General features: G+C 40.0%; 19 protein-coding genes. 5 read left to right on the forward strand and 14 right to left on the reverse strand.

Annotation, left to right across the window (positions count from 1 at the left end):
- Nucleotides 1–832: 832 nt before the first annotated feature.
- Nucleotides 833–2,104 carry a serine--tRNA ligase gene (gene serS, locus ACFSKL_RS08960; RefSeq protein ID WP_376885499.1) on the reverse strand — a complete coding sequence of 424 codons (1,272 nt, stop codon included), beginning with the start codon at nt 2,102–2,104 and terminating at the stop codon, nt 833–835.
- Nucleotides 2,105–2,252: 148 nt separating this feature from the next.
- Nucleotides 2,253–3,020 (reverse strand): hypothetical protein, encoded by a 768-nt coding sequence (locus ACFSKL_RS08965; protein ID WP_376885501.1) that lies wholly within the window; start codon nt 3,018–3,020, stop codon nt 2,253–2,255.
- Between the two features lie 78 nt (nt 3,021–3,098).
- Here ACFSKL_RS08965 and ACFSKL_RS08970 point away from each other — a divergent pair, with 78 nt between their 5' ends.
- Entirely contained in the window at nt 3,099–4,079 is a 981-nt protein-coding gene (locus ACFSKL_RS08970) for an isopenicillin N synthase family dioxygenase (protein ID WP_376885502.1), read from the forward strand.
- Between the two features lie 2 nt (nt 4,080–4,081).
- The gene (gene chrA, locus ACFSKL_RS08975; RefSeq protein WP_376885504.1) at nt 4,082–5,278 is read left to right on the forward strand and encodes a chromate efflux transporter; all 1,197 of its coding nucleotides are present in this window, start codon (nt 4,082–4,084) and stop codon (nt 5,276–5,278) included.
- Between the two features lie 78 nt (nt 5,279–5,356).
- Here chrA and ACFSKL_RS08980 read toward each other — a convergent pair whose 3' ends face one another.
- The 3 genes from ACFSKL_RS08980 to ACFSKL_RS08990 form a co-directional block, all read right to left on the reverse strand.
- Nucleotides 5,357–6,529, reverse strand: coding sequence for an ATP-binding protein (locus ACFSKL_RS08980; RefSeq protein ID WP_376885506.1), 1,173 nt, complete (start codon nt 6,527–6,529; stop codon nt 5,357–5,359).
- 123 nt (nt 6,530–6,652) lie between these two features.
- Nucleotides 6,653–7,537, reverse strand: a complete 885-nt coding sequence (locus ACFSKL_RS08985; RefSeq protein WP_376885508.1) for a lysylphosphatidylglycerol synthase transmembrane domain-containing protein — start codon at nt 7,535–7,537, stop codon at nt 6,653–6,655.
- A complete protein-coding gene (locus ACFSKL_RS08990; protein ID WP_376885510.1) occupies nt 7,530–8,471 on the reverse strand; it encodes a glycosyltransferase family 2 protein in 942 nt (313 codons plus the stop codon). The genes ACFSKL_RS08985 and ACFSKL_RS08990 overlap by 8 nt, the downstream gene beginning before the upstream one ends.
- A 155-nt stretch (nt 8,472–8,626) precedes the next feature.
- Between ACFSKL_RS08990 and ACFSKL_RS08995 the strand changes: the two genes are divergently transcribed.
- Nucleotides 8,627–10,276 carry an ArnT family glycosyltransferase gene (locus ACFSKL_RS08995; RefSeq protein WP_376885513.1) on the forward strand — a complete coding sequence of 550 codons (1,650 nt, stop codon included), beginning with the start codon at nt 8,627–8,629 and terminating at the stop codon, nt 10,274–10,276.
- A gap of 242 nt (nt 10,277–10,518) precedes the next feature.
- On the opposite strand, the gene ACFSKL_RS09000 is transcribed toward ACFSKL_RS08995, so the two are convergent.
- From ACFSKL_RS09000 to ACFSKL_RS09040, 9 genes are all read right to left on the reverse strand, one after another.
- Nucleotides 10,519–12,030 (reverse strand): ArnT family glycosyltransferase, encoded by a 1,512-nt coding sequence (locus tag ACFSKL_RS09000; protein WP_376885515.1) that lies wholly within the window; start codon nt 12,028–12,030, stop codon nt 10,519–10,521.
- Nucleotides 12,031–12,111: 81 nt separating this feature from the next.
- Nucleotides 12,112–12,417, reverse strand: a complete 306-nt coding sequence (gene hpf, locus ACFSKL_RS09005) for a ribosome hibernation-promoting factor, HPF/YfiA family (protein ID WP_376885517.1) — start codon at nt 12,415–12,417, stop codon at nt 12,112–12,114.
- 29 nt (nt 12,418–12,446) lie between these two features.
- Entirely contained in the window at nt 12,447–13,331 is an 885-nt protein-coding gene (locus tag ACFSKL_RS09010) for a tyrosine-type recombinase/integrase (protein WP_376885518.1), read from the reverse strand.
- A gap of 197 nt (nt 13,332–13,528) precedes the next feature.
- Complete coding sequence (locus tag ACFSKL_RS09015; RefSeq protein ID WP_376885520.1) at nt 13,529–13,756, reverse strand: DUF6624 domain-containing protein; 228 nt, start codon at nt 13,754–13,756, stop codon at nt 13,529–13,531.
- Nucleotides 13,753–14,163, reverse strand: coding sequence for a DUF6624 domain-containing protein (locus ACFSKL_RS09020; RefSeq protein ID WP_376885522.1), 411 nt, complete (start codon nt 14,161–14,163; stop codon nt 13,753–13,755). The genes ACFSKL_RS09015 and ACFSKL_RS09020 overlap by 4 nt, the downstream gene beginning before the upstream one ends.
- Before the next feature lie 153 nt (nt 14,164–14,316).
- The gene (gene rpsU, locus ACFSKL_RS09025; RefSeq protein ID WP_241274045.1) at nt 14,317–14,511 is read right to left on the reverse strand and encodes a 30S ribosomal protein S21; all 195 of its coding nucleotides are present in this window, start codon (nt 14,509–14,511) and stop codon (nt 14,317–14,319) included.
- A gap of 161 nt (nt 14,512–14,672) precedes the next feature.
- Complete coding sequence (gene atpC, locus ACFSKL_RS09030; protein ID WP_376885525.1) at nt 14,673–14,915, reverse strand: ATP synthase F1 subunit epsilon; 243 nt, start codon at nt 14,913–14,915, stop codon at nt 14,673–14,675.
- A gap of 89 nt (nt 14,916–15,004) precedes the next feature.
- Nucleotides 15,005–16,507, reverse strand: a complete 1,503-nt coding sequence (gene atpD / locus ACFSKL_RS09035; RefSeq protein ID WP_376885527.1) for a F0F1 ATP synthase subunit beta — start codon at nt 16,505–16,507, stop codon at nt 15,005–15,007.
- A 620-nt stretch (nt 16,508–17,127) separates the two neighbouring features.
- The gene (locus ACFSKL_RS09040) at nt 17,128–17,622 is read right to left on the reverse strand and encodes a C40 family peptidase (protein WP_376885528.1); all 495 of its coding nucleotides are present in this window, start codon (nt 17,620–17,622) and stop codon (nt 17,128–17,130) included.
- A gap of 81 nt (nt 17,623–17,703) precedes the next feature.
- Here ACFSKL_RS09040 and ACFSKL_RS09045 point away from each other — a divergent pair, with 81 nt between their 5' ends.
- Nucleotides 17,704–18,678, forward strand: a complete 975-nt coding sequence (locus tag ACFSKL_RS09045; protein WP_376885529.1) for a tetratricopeptide repeat protein — start codon at nt 17,704–17,706, stop codon at nt 18,676–18,678.
- Nucleotides 18,671–18,919 carry a hypothetical protein gene (locus tag ACFSKL_RS09050; protein ID WP_376885530.1) on the forward strand — a complete coding sequence of 83 codons (249 nt, stop codon included), beginning with the start codon at nt 18,671–18,673 and terminating at the stop codon, nt 18,917–18,919. Before ACFSKL_RS09045 ends, ACFSKL_RS09050 begins: the two co-directional genes overlap by 8 nt.
- Nucleotides 18,920–18,957 lie beyond the last annotated feature (38 nt).

Genomic DNA, 18,957 nt, shown 5'->3' on the forward strand with positions numbered 1-18,957 from the left:
AATTTAAATAGGGTTAAGAAATACTTATTTCGGATTAACCTCTGTGCCGAAGTCTTCGTGCACTTTAAAATAGAGGCCAGCTACTTTGGGGGGCGATCTTTCAAAAGATCATGATACAAACATATAAAAGACTGTTGAGTATTGCAAATATTTTAACAAAAATAATTGATTGTTAGCAAAAACGTAATGTAAGTGCGTGTTTTATGAAGATATGATAATCAGGTGAAAATTCTTTCGCAAACGTTATCGTGAAAAATTCAAGGAAGTAAAATTTGTGTTATTCGGAATTATATTCTGAAATTTTGTCTGTTTATCCTGTAATCAGAATATATCTACTTGAATGAAAAAAATATAAAAATTTTACTGAGGTATGTGTGTTTTTGATTTCGCAACAAAAAAATCCTTAGAAAATGAGGTTTCATTCTCTAAGGATTTTTTTGTTTTTGGAGTCTAAACTTGCTCTTATTCTATTTATATCATATGTGTTTATGACTATCCGCTTTCATGCCAGTAGCCAAACAAATTGATATGTTTTAAATCAATTGATGCACTGATAACTAATCGACTTATAACCCTTGGGTTGTGGCGTAAATAACTATTGTCCGCATGATTTTGTTGGAAAACCTACCTTCTGGTGTCATTGCGGAGACTCAAATTATATTTTATGTATATACGCTACTTTGCCACAAGCCAAACAAAGTTTCTCCAACAACGGATTTTCATTACTGTTGACTGTCATCCGTTGACACTCGTGCGCCGTGGCGTAGTTGACGATTATCCGCAACATGATGGTTTGCTTACTTCATTACTGGCAAAGTAGCGGATAATCAAATTATATTTTATCGAAACCAAGATATGGAACCAAGACTTGTGGCATTTTGATACCATCTGCGGTTTGGTTGTTTTCCAAAATGGATGCGACTATTCTTGGTAGGGCCAATGCTGATCCGTTCAGGGTGTGTGCCAAATGTGTCTTTTTGTCACTCCCTTTGAATCTAAGTTTTAGCCTGTTTGCCTGGTAGTTTTCGAAGTTGCTGACAGAACTTACTTCCAGCCACCTTTCCTGTGCCGCAGAATAGACTTCCATATCATATGTCAGGGAAGAAGTGAATCCCATGTCACCTCCGCAAAGTCTAAGTACCCTGTATGGTAATTCTAGTTTCTGTAGCAAGCCTTGTACATATCTACTCATATCTTCGAGTATATCATAAGACTGGTCTGGATGGACAACTTGTACGATTTCGACTTTGTCAAATTGATGAAGTCTGTTTAGGCCCCTGACATGTGCTCCCCAGCTACCGGCTTCCCTTCTGAAACATGGGGTGTAGCCCACATTTTTGATCGGGAAATCCTGCTCGTTGACAATCACATCACGATATAGGTTTGTGATTGGGACTTCTGCTGTAGGGATCAGAAACAACTTGTCTGCAGTCGCCTCGTACATTTGTCCTTCTTTGTCTGGAAGCTGCCCTGTGCCATATCCAGATTCTTCGTTGACAAGGATTGGTGGTTGGACTTCCGTATACCCAGCTTTCATGGCTTCATCCAAGAAGAAGTTGATGAGTGCTCTCTGTAGTCTTGCGCCTTTGCCTTTATATACAGGGAATCCTGCACCGGCGATTTTCACTCCTAAATCAAAATCGATGATGTCGTATTTCTTGATCAAATCCCAATGTGCCAATTTTGAATCTGGAAGTTGGGGGATTGTTCCGTGTTCAAGCACAATTTCATTGTCTTCTGCTGATTTTCCGGCAGGGACCGAGTTGTGAGGAACATTTGGAAGGGTGTATAGTTTTTGCTTCAGTTCTTCTTCAATTGTATTGAAACTGTCTTCTAGGACTTTTATTTGGGCTTTTATCTCAACAGTCCTGGATTTGATGTTTTCAGCTTCCTCTTTCTTTCCTTCCCGCATCAAGAGTCCTATTTCTTTGGAAATATTGTTGGATTCTGCTTGCAAATTATCCCGCTCAGTCTGTGTTTCCTTCCTTTTTTTGTCTAGTTCGATGACCTGGTGGAGAGTTGATTCAGCTTGTTGGAAATTTCTTTTTAAAAGCCCTTCCAGAACAGCGTCGAAATTATCTCTGATCGTATTTACAAGTAACATAAAATGTGTCTTTGATTCTAAATAATGATAGCTGCAAAGATAAGGATGTTCTTCAAAATGAGTCTTTCTATTTTGTGGAAAAAACGTTTTGCAAAGTCGTATTTGTTGTGGCTTTCACGAAATCAAAACTTACCGTTTGGTTAGGCGGTCATTGTATTACCACACTTTTTCGGACTGTTGAGAAGGGACCTTCCAGTTCCTTGCCATCTTTGTGGACCAATCTGATGGATAAGAAGTGTTCTCCCTTTGGCAAATTAGCTATCCTGACAGGGGTGACCTGTCCTACTTCATAATTGATGTCGTCGATTGAGATAATCACCTTCAGGTTGTCCTTTTTGAGATCTCCTCCCAAGACCAAAAAGTCTATCGTGACTTCTTCTTCAGAAGTGTAGGTTTGTTTGTCTGTTGGTAGATTCACAGCGATATAGGGTTCTTCTGAGTAGGGGAAAGGGCTGGTGTCGCCTACCCTAAAGTCTCTGTCGACATAATTGCCGAATTCTTTTAACATCAGCCCCTCTTGGTCTACCAGATAGGCAATTGATCGATATGTCCCTTCCTTGAGCTCTTTTTGGAAAATAGGCATATTGTAGCCAATTGGATCACTGGAATTGAGGATCAATTTCAATTGAAATCCGCTCAGCCCTTCTCCGTAGGGGTAGTTTTTTACATTAAACTCGAAAGGGACTTTGCCCGGTTTGAAAACCTGGTTTCCCAAAGGGCTGAACATTTCCAAGATTGCATCAGGATAGTCGTTTTTTTCCTCATAAAAATAAAAGCTGATTTCTGAAGGTGTAGTGGTAAGTGTGTCGGCGGTGGACAATTTATGTTTTGCTTCCTCTTTTTTTTCTCGTCTGGTTTCACAGGAAAATATGGTGCAAACCAGTAAGGTGAGTGCATAAAAATGTATATGTTTCATAGTCTTTGGTAGGTGGTGAACTAAAGATATTTAATTTTAGCTTAAAAAACCGTATATTTCGAAGTAAATTTTACCCTTATGACTGAGATTTTATATGACGAAATCCCATCCCTGGATTTGGCGGATTTCACTTCCGGAGATGCGGAAAAAAAAGCAGCCTTTGTTGCGAAATTGGGACAGGCTTATAACAATATAGGTTTTGCCGCAATCAAAAACCATGGGCTCAACAAAGAATTGCAGGACAAGCTTTATGATATTATCAAAAGGTATTTTACATTGCCTGATGAGGTGAAGGCCAAGCACGAGAAACCTGAAATCGGATACCAAAGAGGCTATACCGGAAAAGGAAAAGAGCATGCGAAAGGCAGAAATACAGGGGATTTGAAAGAATTTTACCATGTGGGCCAAGAGCGTTCTGATATTCCCGATTCTGATCCAATCAAAGCCGAGTATCCGGAGAATGTATGGCCTGAGGAGTTGCCAGAGTTCAAGGAAATTGCATTGGAGACATACAAGACTTTGGAAGCTGCCGGCAAAAATATGTTGCGGGCAATTGCCCTTTACTTGGAATTGCCGGAGGATTATTTTGAAGATAAAGTCATCTATGGGAATTCTATTTTGAGGCAAATACATTATTTCCCAATCGAGAATCCCGATGAAGTTCCAGCGGATGCTGTAAGGGCAGCTGAGCATGGGGATATCAATCTGATTACTTTGCTGATGGGGGCAAGTGCCGATGGGTTGCAGGTGTTGAGAAAGGATGGGAAGTGGATTCCTATCACGGCACTTCCGGATCAGGTGGTGGTGAATGTGGGGGATATGTTGGAGAGATTGACAAACAAAAAATTGAAATCGACTATCCACAGGGTGGTGAATCCACCAAGGGAGAAAATGAACTCCAGTAGGTTCTCAATCCCGTTTTTTATGCATCCGAGATCTGAGATGGATTTGACCTGTCTTGAAAGTTGTGTTGACGAGCATAACCCAAAACAATTTACAGACGCCACAGCAGGGGAGTTTCTGGACGAGCGTTTGCGAGAACTTGGATTAAAGAAGTAATCGTGTCTGTAAAGAAAGTAAGATATTATCTTTATCTCAAGGATGTGTTACTGCTTTCTGTTACTGCTTTTGGTGGGCCACAAGCTTTTCTCGCCATGGTATTGGATATCATGGTGAGGAAAAGGGCTTATATTTCTGAAGAAGAATTGTGGGAGTTGAATGCGCTTTGTCAGATTCTTCCCGGACCGACTTCTACGCAGACAATTTCAGCTATCGGATACAGGATTGGAGGACCGAATTTAGCGTATTTATCACTTTTTGTCTGGATATTGCCGGGTACGCTACTGATGATTGCGTCTGCTTTTTTGATCGATTTTTTGCAGGAGAATACCCCTGGAGCCTTGAGTTTTGCGAAATTTATCCAGCCAATGGCCATAGGTTTTATTATCTATGCTGCGCAAAAAACTATTTTCAAAATGGTCAAGACATCTGAAGCGACTGTTTTGATGATGATGGCGGCATTCATTTCCTTTTTTTATCACTCACCTTATGTTTTTCCGATATTGCTTTTGATTGGCGCGCTGACCACGTCCCTCAACTACCGAAAGCAGCCAAGGCAAAAAGGGGATAAGAAATTGGTGATCTCTTGGGCTAACTTTTATCTTTGGGGTGGGATCTTGGTCTTGGCGGCTGTGTTGGGGGCCCTGACAAAGAACCAATCCATACTTCTTTTTGAGAATTTCTATAGAAACGGAAGTTTGATTTTTGGTGGAGGCCAGGTGTTGGTCCCTTACTTGTTTACTGAATTTGTGGAGTTGAAAGAATTCCTTACTTCCGAAGAATTCCTTACAGGGTATGCTATTTCTCAGGGAATGCCGGGGCCTACCTTTAGTATCAGTTCATATGTTGGGGCTTTGTCAATGCGTGAATACGGTGTGGCAGGTTTGTTGACTGGTGGTTTCATTGCTGCTGCTGGGATATTCTTACCGGGGACATTTTTGATTTTCTTCGTGATCAGGTTTTGGGATCAATTGAAAAAATACCGCCCAGTCCGTGCGGCTTTGGAAGGGGTGAATGCGGTGAGCTGTGGTATGTTGATAGCTGCCGCTTATTTGCTTTTTGAGCCATTGGAGGCAAATCTATTCAATGTGACCGCAATTTTTGCCACTTATCTTCTGCTCCAGTTTACAAAGCTCTCTTCCCCTCTGATTATTGTGATAGGGGTTTTGGCAGGGATTATTTACAATTGGATTTTTTGAAAATAGAGGAGTTATAAGTTGTTAAGTTTACTATTGTTTTGTGAGTATAGAGGACAAGGGGAAATTCTAAATGGAAATTTATAGTCCATCTAGAATTTCCAGAAACTGTAAAAGTGGAATTGCCGTGGTATCATTGCTGATGGGGAAGCTTTCGCTGCCTCCATATACAATGTATCTGTCAGTTGCTTTGATATCTTCACAGGAAATCACAAATCCTTTTGATACTTTTGGACTCATAGTCCTTTTGATCTCAATGGCGATCACCTTGGTTTTGTAAGTGATGACAAGGTCGATTTCTGCACCAGAGAATGTCCTATAATGCCAGTATTCAGCTCCCTTTGGTAATGTGGAAAGGATGTTTTCAATGATGAAACCTTCCCAACTCAATCCCAAGATAGGATGGCTAAGAAGTTCGTCCATTTCACCTATATTCAGTAAAGCATGGACCAAGCCTGAATCTCGGATATATACTTTGGGGCTTTTCACCAAGCGTTTGCCGACGTTGCTATACCAAGGTCTGATACTTCTCAGTAGAAGCAAGTCTTCCAGTAATTCGATGTAGCTTTTGATGGTAGGAGAACTGAGATCCATACTGCCACCAAGCTGACTCATATTGAGTTGGGTTCCTTGTAGATGTGCCAACATTGTCCAAAGTCTCCGAAGTCTATTTGCCGGGACAAATTGTGCTATTTGCGGAATGTCTCTTTCCAGGTAGGTTGTGATGAAATTATTCCTCCATCTCAAGCTTGCTGCATTTGATCTAGCCAAGAAGCTATCGGGAAAGCCACCTCTTAGCCACAGTCTTTCCAGTGGATTGTTTTCTTTTTGGACTTCCAAAAGATTGAGGGCGAAGAGTTCTTCATAAGCGATCCTTCCCGCCAATGATTCAGATGACTGCTTGATCAGCTCTAGGGAAGCGGATCCCAAAATCAGGAATTGACCGTATCTGTGTCCTTCTTTTCTCCTTTTGTCAATGACCCCTCGAAGTATTGGATAGAGCTCAGGCACTCTCTGGATTTCATCCAAAATGATCAATTTGCCTTTGTACATGTCGAAATATTGCTCAGGTTCTGCTAGTTTGCTCCTGTCACTTGGACTTTCTAAGTCTAAATAAATAGCTTCTTTGTCCAACTTGATAGCGATTTCCTGAGCGAGCGTAGTTTTTCCTACCTGCCGCGGTCCAAGGATAGACACGGCTGGGAAGTCTTGAAGTAATTCTTCTAGTTCCAACGCTATTCTTCTATAAATCATCCTTGCAAATTTAAATCTTTATTTTAAAAAATCAATGCTTGATACGTTATACAACATTGAAAATTTAAAATTGTATTTTAAATTTTCAATGTTGTATATTTCTATAATCTATTGTTTTGGCTTTTAAAGGCTGTTTTTGTCTTTTTTTGTATTTTCTAAATCTATTTTCAAAAAAGAACCAATTAGAGAGGTGATTGCTGAGATCAAAAAGAAGATTAGGCTGAATGCAACAGCTGCATTTTTGTCTATTCCGATATACTCATAGCTATAGATAAAGACGAGCTCTCTGGCTCCAACCCCACCAATGGTGAGGGGCAATACCGCAACAATGGAGGAAAGAAGAAAGACAAATTGATATTCCAGGATTTTTTCATCTATTCCCAATGCCAGCAAGATGAAATAGGCAGCGATCATCTGTGAGATTTGTCCAAGAAGGGAGAGACTGTTTGCTTTGATAAAAGATGGTAAAAATCTTTTGAAGAGATACTTGTTGATCAAATAGAAACTAGGAAGAGTGAGTAGTAATAGAATGATGGCAATAAGGGTGACAGGTATATCCTGAATGATGACCAGGTCTATGTCAACTACCAGAAGCAAGGATAGAAGGATGAGTACGATAGAGACCAATCCTCCCAGCCTATCGAGTAAAACAGCTTGAAGCAACGACTTTACGGGGGTATTGAAATGCTTATGGAGTAAGTATACTTTGTATCCGTCACCACCGATCCCGCCCGGTAGAAACAGATTGTAAAACATCCCGATCGCATAAAGGATCATGTTTTTCTTTTCGCTGATATAAAGGTCAATGTTTCTGAAATAGAGGTTAAGCCTCAGTGCAGTGAATACTTTGCTCAGGGCGAAAAGTAGAAATGCAGGCAAAAGCCATCGCCAACTTATGGATTGAAGGATGAGCAGGAGTTGGTCTGTGTCAATTTTTCTGAAGACCAAAAAAACAGCTAATCCTGTAAGGATTAGCTTGAGTATCAATTTCAGTGTTTTCTTATTCACCCTGATAGATCGATTTGATTTTGTAAGTTTTTTTGTCTTGGGATTCAAAATAGGTTCGGATGATGATCTCGGCGATGATCCCTGTAGTGATCAATTGGATCCCTCCCAAAAGGAAAATAAATCCAAGAAGTAGGATGGGTCTGCCCCAAATGTTTTCCCCCATTAATTTGACTATCAGAAGGTAAATATTGATCAATACCCCTATGAAAAAGGACAAAAGTCCCATTGTGCCGAAAATATGTATGGGTCTTTGGAAATACTTTTGGAAGAAAAGCATGAGGATCAAATCCGCCATTACCTTGAAAGTCCTGCTCAGGCCATATTTGGAGGTCCCATGAATTCGAGGGTGATGTTTCACATCTACTTCGGTCATGCTGGCACCTTCTTGCTTGGCTAAGACGGGTATAAACCTGTGTAATTCCCCATATAACCCCATGTTTTGGGCGATATGTGCCCTGTAGACTCTTAGGCTACAGCCATAATCCTTCAGGTATACCTTGGTGGTGTGTCTGATGATGTAGTTGGCGATTTTGCTGGGGAATTTTCTCAATACAAAACCATCTTTCCGGTTGGCTCTTCTCCCTGCTACGACGTCCCAATCTTCATCGATTGCTTTTTTGAGCATTCCGGGAATGTCGGTTGGGTCGTTTTGTAGGTCACCATCCATGGTGGCAATGTATTCACCAGCTGCCATGTCAATTCCTGCCGCAAGTGCTGTAGTTTGCCCGTAGTTTTTATTGAATATGATCAGCTTCGTACGGCTGTTTGCATATTTTTTAACCTCTGCGACTGTCTTGTCAGTAGAACCGTCTTCGATCAAAATGACTTCATAATCGATCTCTTTGAGTGCATCATAGGTTGCGTCCAAGAGAGGCTTGATGTTTTCTTCTTCGTTGTAAACTGTGATTACAACAGAAATTAATGGCTTGGTCATGGAAAATTTATTTCGTCAAAAATACAGTTTTAATTTAGAGACAGCAAATAATGCTTCGATTTGGCTACTTTCTTTAGTTTTATTTTGAATGATCTACCTCTGGAAAGAGCCAGCAAGCAAAATGAAAATATTATCTTTGTTTCTAAATTTTGACTATGCAATCAGAAAGTAAGTTATCCATTTGGTTTGTCATGCTGGCCTTCACTTTGTTGGTGGGACCTTTTGCATTGGATTTTCACATGCATTATCCTGATGAGATGTATTATACTGATGCGGCTGTGAGGATGATGCAAACGGGGGATATCCAGACGGCTTATTTGGGCAATGGGGAGCTCAGGTTTAAGAAGCCCATTCTTACTTACTGGTTTGTTTTGGCTGGTTTTGAATTGTTTGGGGTGACGCCATTTGCTTCCAGGTTTTTCTTCCTTTTGGCTGGGGCGATGACAATAGGGGGTGTTTATTGGGCGGCCAAGCTGATGTTTAAAGATACTAGGATAGCCCAACTCTCATCTTTGATCATGGCTTCTTATCCTGTTTTGATTATGAGTGCGACCAGATCTATTCCGGATGTGCTTTTGGGGATGTTTATGGCGATGGCTGCTCTTGGCTTTATTGGTTTTATACGTTATGGAAATGATACGCCCAGGCGGTATAGCTGGATATTGTTTTTGGGTTTGGCGCTGGCATTTGAAGTGAAAGGTTTGCCTGCATTGGCTTTGGGGGGATTGGGGCTGATTTACTTAAGTGTAAATCCCTGGCAGCGGGTGAAGGTGCAGCGGGTTTTTTACTTTCCTGCTGTTTTGGTAGGCTTGGTAGTGGCTTCATATTGGTTTGTAGCGATGTATTGGATACATGGAGCAGATTATCTGAATTCTTTTGTGGAAGATCAAGTAGGGGTGAGGGTAGCTTCCCGTTACCTGCTGATTGCAAAAAACCTGCTTTTAGCCATTGTCTTGATGATCGTTTTGTTTATTCCATGGTTTCTTTTTGGGATGAAAGGATTTCAGAAAAACTTCAAAAAACTCTTCTATGAAGAGAAGGCTTTTACTGGTTTTGTGGTGTTATGGCTTGTGGCAATCCTGTTGATGTCGGCAATGGTTACCAAGTTTTATGAAAGATACCTGCTTCCTGTTGTGCCTTTGTCGACCATTTGGGTGGCTTGGCTTTTGGTGAAAAATGGTTTTTTGGAAAAAGTGAGGGCAATGAGGGTGGTTCTGTTTTTCTTCATTGCCTTGAATCTAATTGTGCTGTTGGTTGGTGTGTTTTTCAATGCCATGTTGCCGACAAGCAATTGGATATGGTTGCAAATCCTCCTTGATTTGGCAGTGATTGTTTATATGGTTTCGCAGCGTAAAGCTATATCTAAATTACCAGCTTTGATTTCCTTTAGTATCTTGTTGTTGTTTTTTGGAGCAAGTATTTCTACTTACCAAATATCACTTCCCGATGTCGGTCAATTGGTCAAGGGCTATGCTGAAGAACAAGAGCTTGCCAAAGGAAGTCAGATCGGGTATTTGGGACATTTGCATGCCGGCAGCAAGATCAGGATTGGGCTGGGACCTGATTTCAGAATGGTGGGTTTGGATGAGGTGAATTTTCCAGAGCGCTTTGGGGATTTTGATTACCTGATTTTGGAAGAAAAATACCTTGATAAATTACCCTCTGACAAATACGAGATTCAATTGGCAGCACTCAATTGGGATGCAAAGTATATTTCCGAGATGTTTGCTGCTTTGTGGGATGGAAATGCCGAAGAAGTAAAAATGAAATATGGCAAAAAGTTTTATTGGGCAAAGCCAAATTGATTAAACTTGATTTGAAGGGGTTATTATAAGGGGGGATTTGACCGTTTCAACACGAGAAGCCTCTTAAGAATGACCTTTTTAGATGTGTGTCATTTGACCTGTGGGGACACAGGCCAAGGTTGTGAAAGCTGGGAGGGTTTGTTGGCTAAATGCGAATGCCTTGCTTCTGTTTGTTGACAGTTGTCCGCAATGTTTTAATAGATATTTTGCTACTTGCATATTTTCAGGTTGCCAAATTTTCCTCAATAATAATTCGTCTCTATCTCTTCAATGTGGTTAAGGTTTTGGAATATGGCTAAGATGTATGTCTTGACAGTGTCCCCTCTATAGATTGTATGAAACTTTTCTTCCAACAGGAGTTGGTCAAACCCTGATGTAACAGTTTCTTGAATTGCAGGTTCCCGTGTGATGTAGATTCCAGCATATCCTTTTCCTTCAAATTGACCGATTCCAGGCCAAAGGTCAAATTGGTTTTTTCTTCTACCTAAATTGATGTTGTAGGTTTGGGGATTGTCTTGGGTGTAAAATGCCATTTCGGAAGAAGTGTGGTAGCTGTCGCTGAAGATGAATGATTTTTCCAATTGCAGGCTGTCTTTAAGGAAATCTATCCTATGTCCCATTTCACTGTATCCAGCAAGCCTGTTCATGGGGTCTTTGGAAGGCTTTAATATTTTTTTGAATCCTACGGCATCGAAGGGTGCAGGAAAAAAGAGGATAAGTAAGGTTGATCCAGTCAAAATACTGGAAGTCAGGGCGTATTTTTGCCATTTTATTGTTGTGCTGTCCAAGTAGTGCGCCATGATTATTGGAAGTGTTAGCATACCGAATGCAGGCCAGTTGACATTGACGTTCTTGAAGATGGACATGGCAAAAAACAACGCCCAAACGACTATGGTAGGAAGTATTAGGTACAATGCTCTTGGATTGTTCTTGAATGTTGTTTTTCTGAGACTAACCCATAGGATTGGGATGAAAAACGGAGAGAGAAAACCAAGCTGTCCTCCTAGAAATTCACCGATGTATTTGAGGGATTGAATGATGTCGAAGCTACTCTTTGCTCCTTCGACTCCTCCCAAAGTCCCTACATGTTTGAAGGTGACAAAGTCATTTTGAAGGTTCCAGATGACTATGGGGATGAGTGAGAGCAAAGAGACCAATACGTAGATCCAAGGGCCTTTGGTAAAGAGCCTTTTTGGGTCAGTCATTAAGATATAAATTGCTAAAGTCGGCAAGGTCAAAACCATGATGTTTTTGGAGAGAATACCAAATACCGTGGCTATACCTGCCAAGATCCACCAGGAAGCTTTGTCTGATTGCAGGGCATTCCAAATCCAAAATATCCCTAGAATCCAAAAGAAATACAGGGAGGAATCCGTCGTATGGAAAATAGACCCAAGATGGAAAAATGGCATGACCAGCAGCATCAAACAAGCCCAAAAAGCTATCTTTCCCTTTTGATAAATAGCCAACGCAAATTCAAAAACAACCCATGCGGTTAGGGAGCTAAACAATACCGCATTGAATTTGATGGCAAATTCGGTGTCTCCAAAAATGCTGCTGCTTAAGAAATTATAAACTGCAATCATCAAGGGTTTGGAATAATAGTTCCAATCTAGGTGTTTTGACCAGAGCCAATATTGGGCTTCTTCTGTGAAAATGCTGTGGTTGGAAAAATAAAAATAGATAAGTTTGAATATAGCTACCAGGGCTAGAATACTTAAGGTGAGTTTTCGATAGTGTGAGGCGGTTTTCATTTGATCAGCTTTGGCCTGCAAATATGCTAAAAAATGAAGGCCTTTCCATCATGGAAAGGCCTTTTGTGTGTTTTTGGGTTTTTATTGGTTTGCCAAAACCACTTTTTCCTTGAATTTTTTTATCTGTCTTCTCAAGCCTTCCACTGCTTCATCGGCGGCAGCTTCAAAGGAGTCGCTTTGGTTTTTTGCAAAAAGTTGTTTCCCGGGTACATTCAGTTTTATTTCAATGATTTTATTGGCGTTTTTCTCGTTTTTATCCAGTCTCATAAATACTTCACCGTCAATAATGCGATCGTAGAAAGTATCTAGTTTATCAGCTTTCCTTTGAATAAAATCGGTTAGCTTACGATCAGCATCGAAGTGGATAGAATGCATTTGAAGTTTCATAACGGTATTTGTTTAAAGTTAAACTTATATTACGCTTTCGGATGTGCCTGTTCAAACACAGCCTTGAGTTTTTCCATGGAATTGTGGGTGTAGACCTGTGTCGCCGCCAAGTTTGCATGACCTAGCAGGTCTTTGACAGCATTTAGGTCAGCTCCTTTGTTGAGAAGGTGGGTTGCAAAGGTATGCCTAAGTATATGTGGACTTCTTTTGGAAGTCTGCGCAAAAAGATCTAAATAATGTCTTACAATGCGGTATATCTTCATAGGATATGCAGGGTCTCTTGTATTTGTAACGATAAAGTAATCACTCTCGTTTAGAAAATGAAATGTTTCTTCAAATACTTTTTTGTACGAAATTATATTCTTTTTTAGGTTGGTTGTGATCGGGATTATTCTTTCTTTTTTTCTTTTTCCGACCACCTTGACATAGTCTTCGTGAAGGTTGAGGTCTTTCCACCGGAGTTCCAAAAGCTCGGAGAGCCGAACTCCTGTCAGGTAAAGGAATTCCATCACCATCCGGTCTCTTTGTCCATCAAAATCCTGCTCATAAATAGCTGCTTCCATGATCTTGTCAATGGATTCTTCCTGCACAAATTCAGGGAGTCTTTTCGGGGTTTTGAGAGCTTTGAGCTTGTATGTTGGATCTTTCTTGATTTCCCCTGACCGAAGGAGGAATTTGTAAAATGATCTGAGTGTGGCGATTTTTCGGTTGATGGAAGTAGCACTTAGATTTTGTTCGACTAGATCGATGATCCAAGCCCTCAATTCGGCATGTTCCGCAAAGGTGATATCATCCTTTTCGAAGGAAATACTACAGAACTCCTGAAACTGTTCCAGATCCTTCTCATAGGCGATAACGGTGTGCCTACTCGCCCTTTTTTCGTACTCTAAGAAATTGATGAAGGATTCTATCATGTATGATCTTTCTGATATTTCAAGTTAATTATTTTAAATGAAATATTATAGAAATATGGTTGAAATACTGTGGGGATATCGAAGATGTATAATGGAAATATAGTAGGAATAGGGTGGAAATAGGGTAGATATAAAGTTGAAATATTTTGATCAGCAGTACCCTGTGAGGAGTGATGGCTTTTGTGTACGAGCAAGAGCTATTCATTTTTTGGTAGTGCTTCTTCTGGATTGTAAATAGCGTCCATAGAGTCTGCAGATTCTGTTACGGAATTAGTGAATCCGGCTTCCTTTCTTCTTGTATCTACCGATTCGGGGTTTTCTACAGGCCAAATTACCCAAGACCCATCTTCACGAAGCAAGCTGCTTGCTTGTGTGCCAAAAACTTGTTTTTTTCCTTGATACATCAGTATTCTATCCAGCATCATGGCTGCATGGATTTTACTTGCTTCCCCATATCAGCCAATGATTGTAGTTGCGGATAATATGTCTCAATATCTGGAAGGTCGGCGTGTTGGATTAACAAAAAGACAGCTCGTGCCGCTTTTTCCCCTATTTTGCTTTTTTCAGGCCAACCATTTTTCTCAAGTTTTATTTTGAGCCAAGCCTGATTTGAGGAGTCCACTTTTTCCATTTCCTGATATATGCTGGTTGGAAGAGAGAGGTTGGATTTCATGGCCTCGCTGATTTGTTTTCTGAATCCTTGATCCAATTTCATCATCGAATCCAATGAAGAGGCGAAAGATGTGTGATTTATTTCTTCAGGATTGCTACTTGATTGTGGAGAGCAAGAAATGACAGCAAATATAAGAAGTGTGAAAATAGAGGTCTTCATAACAATAGTTTAAGTGTGTACTAAACTAAGGTATTGTGGATTGAAATGCCAAGTGTCTGGCTTAAGAAATGTTAATAACAAAAAAAGCGCATCCACTTTCGGTAGATGCGCCAATTGAGTGTATCTCAAAAAGATAGCAAACAATAAATAATATTATTTAGCTTCTTCAGTTTGTAACATTTGCTTGTAGGCAGCTTTGATTCTCTGCTCTCTGTTTTTTACAGAAGGTTTTACAAAATGTTGTCTTGCTCTAAGTTCTCTTACAGCACCTGTTCTATCAAATTTCTTTTTGAAACGCTTAAGCGCTTTCTCGATAGATTCGTTTTCTTTTACGTTGACTATGATCATATGTTTACACCTCCTTTCAGGGTTGCAAAGGTAGGGAATTTTATTCGGTTTAAAAAGTATTGGCTAGATATATATGCTTTGAGCGAATCTATATTTCTTATAAACCAAAAAGCCCGACGATTGCCGGGCTTTTTTATTATCAAAATATACTTTGTGTATTCTTAAAGTACCTTTTCAGCAAGTAGAACGATATTGTTGTCCTTTACTTCTACAACACCACCATCTACGATCATGCTTTGCTTGCCGTCTTTGGTGGTAAAGGAAACTGTTCCTTTTGCCAAAGCAGAGACAATCGGCGCATGGTTTTTCAATACCTGAAAAGCACCGTTCGCTCCCGGAAAGCTTGCCTCAGAGACTTCTCCCTGAAATACTTTTTTGTCTGGTGTTACGATCTCTAGTTGCATCTTTGTTTTAGTTATTGAGTGAATAGTTATTGGGTTATTAGTAGTGTTGTTTTTCCAAGACTGATAACTAACAACTGATTTCTAGTCACTTATTTTACTTCGGCAAGCATCTTTTCTCCTTTGGCGATGGCATCTTCGATGCTACCTACCAAGTTGAACGCTGCTTCTGGCAAGTGATCCAATTCACCATCCATGATCATGTTGAATCCTTTGATGGTATCTTTGATATCAACCAATACGCCTTTCAGGCCAGTAAACTGCTCTGCCACGTGGAATGGCTGAGACAAGAATCTCTGAACCCTTCTAGCTCTGTGAACAACCAATTTATCTTCCTCGGAAAGTTCTTCCATACCCAAGATGGCGATGATATCCTGAAGTTCTTTGTATCTCTGTAGGATTTCTTTTACTCTTTGGGTACATCCGTAATGCTCGTCTCCAAGAATCTCTGGAGAGAGGATTCTAGAAGTAGAATCCAAAGGATCTACAGCTGGATAGATACCCAATTCTGCGATCTTTCTGGAAAGTACAGTAGTCGCATCCAAGTGGGCAAATGTAGTAGCTGGAGCTGGATCGGTCAAATCATCCGCTGGTACATATACTGCCTGAACTGATGTAATCGAACCGTTTTTAGTAGACGTAATACGCTCCTGCATGGTACCCATTTCAGTTGCCAATGTTGGCTGGTAACCTACCGCAGATGGCATACGTCCAAGAAGTGCAGACACTTCAGAACCTGCCTGTGTAAATCTAAAGATGTTGTCAATAAAGAATAGGATATCCTTACCTGCACCATCACCTTCACCATCTCTATAATATTCAGCCAAAGTCAATCCTGTCAAGGCTACTCTTGCACGTGCCCCAGGAGGCTCGTTCATTTGACCAAAGACGAATGTTGCTTTAGACTCTTCCAATTTCTTCAAATCTACTTTGGATAGATCCCATCCACCTTCAGTTTCCAAAGAGTGTACAAAATCATCACCATAAGTAACGATACCAGATTCGATCATCTCTCTCAAAAGGTCATTACCTTCACGTGTTCTTTCACCAACACCAGCAAATACAGAAAGGCCTGAATATGCTTTGGCGATGTTGTTGATCAATTCTTGGATCAATACAGTTTTACCAACACCGGCACCACCAAAAAGACCAATTTTACCACCTTTTGCATATGGTTCGATCAAGTCAATAACTTTGATCCCAGTATAAAGGACTTCAGTCGCTGTAGAAAGATCTTCAAACTTAGGAGCAGACCTGTGAATAGGAAGTCTTTTTCCTTCAGGAAGTTGTGGAAGACCATCGATAGCCTCTCCAACTACGTTGAAAAGACGACCTTTGATGCCTTCACCGGTAGGTACAGAGATAGGTGCACCTAGATCGGTTGCTACCATGCCTCTTACCATTCCTTCCGAGGAATCCATTGCAATAGTTCTTACTCTGTCTTCACCCAAGTGCTGTTGAACTTCCAAGATTACTTTTTGACCGTTTTCTTTGGTTATTTCAAGTGCATCGAGGATGTTAGGTAATTTACCTCCTTCAAAAGAGATATCCACTACTGGACCAATTACCTGAGTTATTTTACCAAGATTTGCCATTTTTATGTGTTGATGTAAAAAGGGAATGACGCTTTTTTAATTTGAGTGCAAAATTAATTATAAAAGCTTAATACCAAAGGATGTTTGGAAATTAAATCAGCATTTGCCTGGCTTTTTATCACAAACCTTAATTATTCTAATGAATATCACCTTATTCGTATGTCAGGGAAATCACCTTTAACAAATCTTAAGGTTCAAACCCATCAAGGGTTAATCTATTTGAAAGTAAATAGGGTCTGCTGAAAAAGTCAGATTTGCGTAAGATACGAGTTGGCGAAGTGAAGCTGTATAAATATACTGCGAACTGAAGCCAAGGAAGTAGTTTGCGTGAAGCTGGCTAACAAAACAAAGTCAATATACTGCAAGGTTTTTGCGTTCATTTGCTAAAAAACCCTGCGCAAGATCATTGATTATATAAACTAATCTATACATTACCAATTGGTTTTGTGTTTTTAAGCAGACCCTAAATATCCCAGCTTCGTGGGGGTACAATCTTTTCATGGCAAACCCTTGAAGGGGTTTGGGGCAAAAGCATTTGCATAGAGTCTTTCAAAAAATGTTGAGGTATGTCCCTAGACACTGTTGAATGTTATTTGGGGTGAATTTGTTGCTTTTTTTGATCAAAAAACCCTTCTTCCAAACAAATATGCTTTTGACCAATACTTGTTATTCAGATTATCTTCTGTTACTCCAAGGGAAGTTGAGGAATGGATAAAAAGTACCTGTCCTCTGTTGTTTCCTGTGACAATTCCTGCGTGGGTGACTTGTCTTTTCTTTTTTCCGGTTGCGAAGAAGACCACATCGCCCTTTTCCAATTTATTGCCAGATACCTTTCTGCCGATTTTACTCTGTTGCTCTGATGTTCGTGGCATGGTGACACCAACGCTGGCAAAGGAATGGTAGATCAATGCCGAGCAGTCAATCCCAGATCGGGTCGTCCCTCCGTATCTATAGGGAGTACCCCTGTATGATTTGGCTGTATCCACCACTTGGCTGATATTTTGTCTTCTGATTTTTTTGGTTGAAGAACAAGAAGATAATTGGAATGATGCTAAAAGCAGTATAAAAATGAATATATTTTTAATGGTGTAAAATTTTCTTGGTTTTGTATTCATTTTCTCCGAAAACTATTTAAATTCAATTATACGTACCAATGTTAACGTTTCAAAGTTTTAACGCTAAGAAAGCCTATAAATATGAATTGGAAAATAAATTTATTTTTGTTGATGTTCCCAGTTTTGTATGCTTGTGAAGGAACAACTGTAGTCAAAAAGAAGACGCAGAATAATTTTATTGTCCATAATGAAAATGTTTTCCAGGCATTTAGTCTAAAAGGGGATTCCCTTTTTACAAAAATCGATTCAATAGCACAGAAGCCCCAGATGAAGGCGCTTGAAGATGCCGAAGAAGCTTACTTGGAACAGTCAAACTTGGAAAACTTGATTTGGATAGGTAGGAGGGAGGCTTACTTGGGGAGATTTGATTTGGCAATTAGGACATTTACCAAAGCAGTTTCTGAATATCCCGAAGCGTTCGAGCCCTTGAGACATAGAGGGCATAGGTATATTTCCATCAGGAAATTTGATGAGGCTATTGAAGATTTTGAGAAAGCTGCTTTACTTATGAATGGTTCAGTGATCCAAACCGAACAGGATGGAATGCCTAACAAGCTCAATATTCCCCTGTCGAATGTGCAGTTTAATGTGTGGTATCATTTGGGATTGGCCCATTATCTGAAAGGGGAATGGGAAGAGGCATTGGAAGCATACAAAAACTGTTTGGAAGTATCTGTCAATGATGATCTCAAAATCGCCACCATGGATTGGTACTATATGACTTTAATGAAATTGGGGAGAGAAGATGAAGCGAATGACTTGATCAAGCCAATCAAAAAAGGATTGGATATAATAGAGAATGAAGCTTACTTCAAAAGGATATTGATGTACAAAGGAGAGATAAATCCAGAAGAATTACTGGATGTGGATGCCAATGCCTCAGATCAAAAGCTCCAATATGTAACCCAAGGCTATGGTTTGGGAAATTATTACCTTACCCAAGGTGATACTGTCAAGGCAAAGTCCATTTTTCAAAATGTGCTGAATACTGGATATTGGTCTGCTTTTGGGTATATTGCATCAGAAATGGAGTTAGCCAAGTTATCAAATGAGTAGAGAAGATTTCAAAAGACTTACTTTGCAAAAGAAGATCCAGAAGCTGTATGTAGATGGTACTTTTGTGGTTGCGATCAGATACTATGCGCACAAAGTGAATTTATACCTTCTTGGAAATGAGTATGTGGAAGTGTTCTATAATCATAAGCACGATAAAATTGATAAAATTGATTTCCTGAACAGGGATCATACCAGGATGAAATTTTACCTTGACCAAATCAGTCTTAAAATAGAGCATTAAACCCCGGCTATGTCTGCTGTGATGAATCAGTTCCAATA

Origin of the sequence: Belliella marina (assembly GCF_042682445.1) — a bacterium.
GTDB classification, from domain to species: domain Bacteria; phylum Bacteroidota; class Bacteroidia; order Cytophagales; family Cyclobacteriaceae; genus Belliella; species Belliella marina.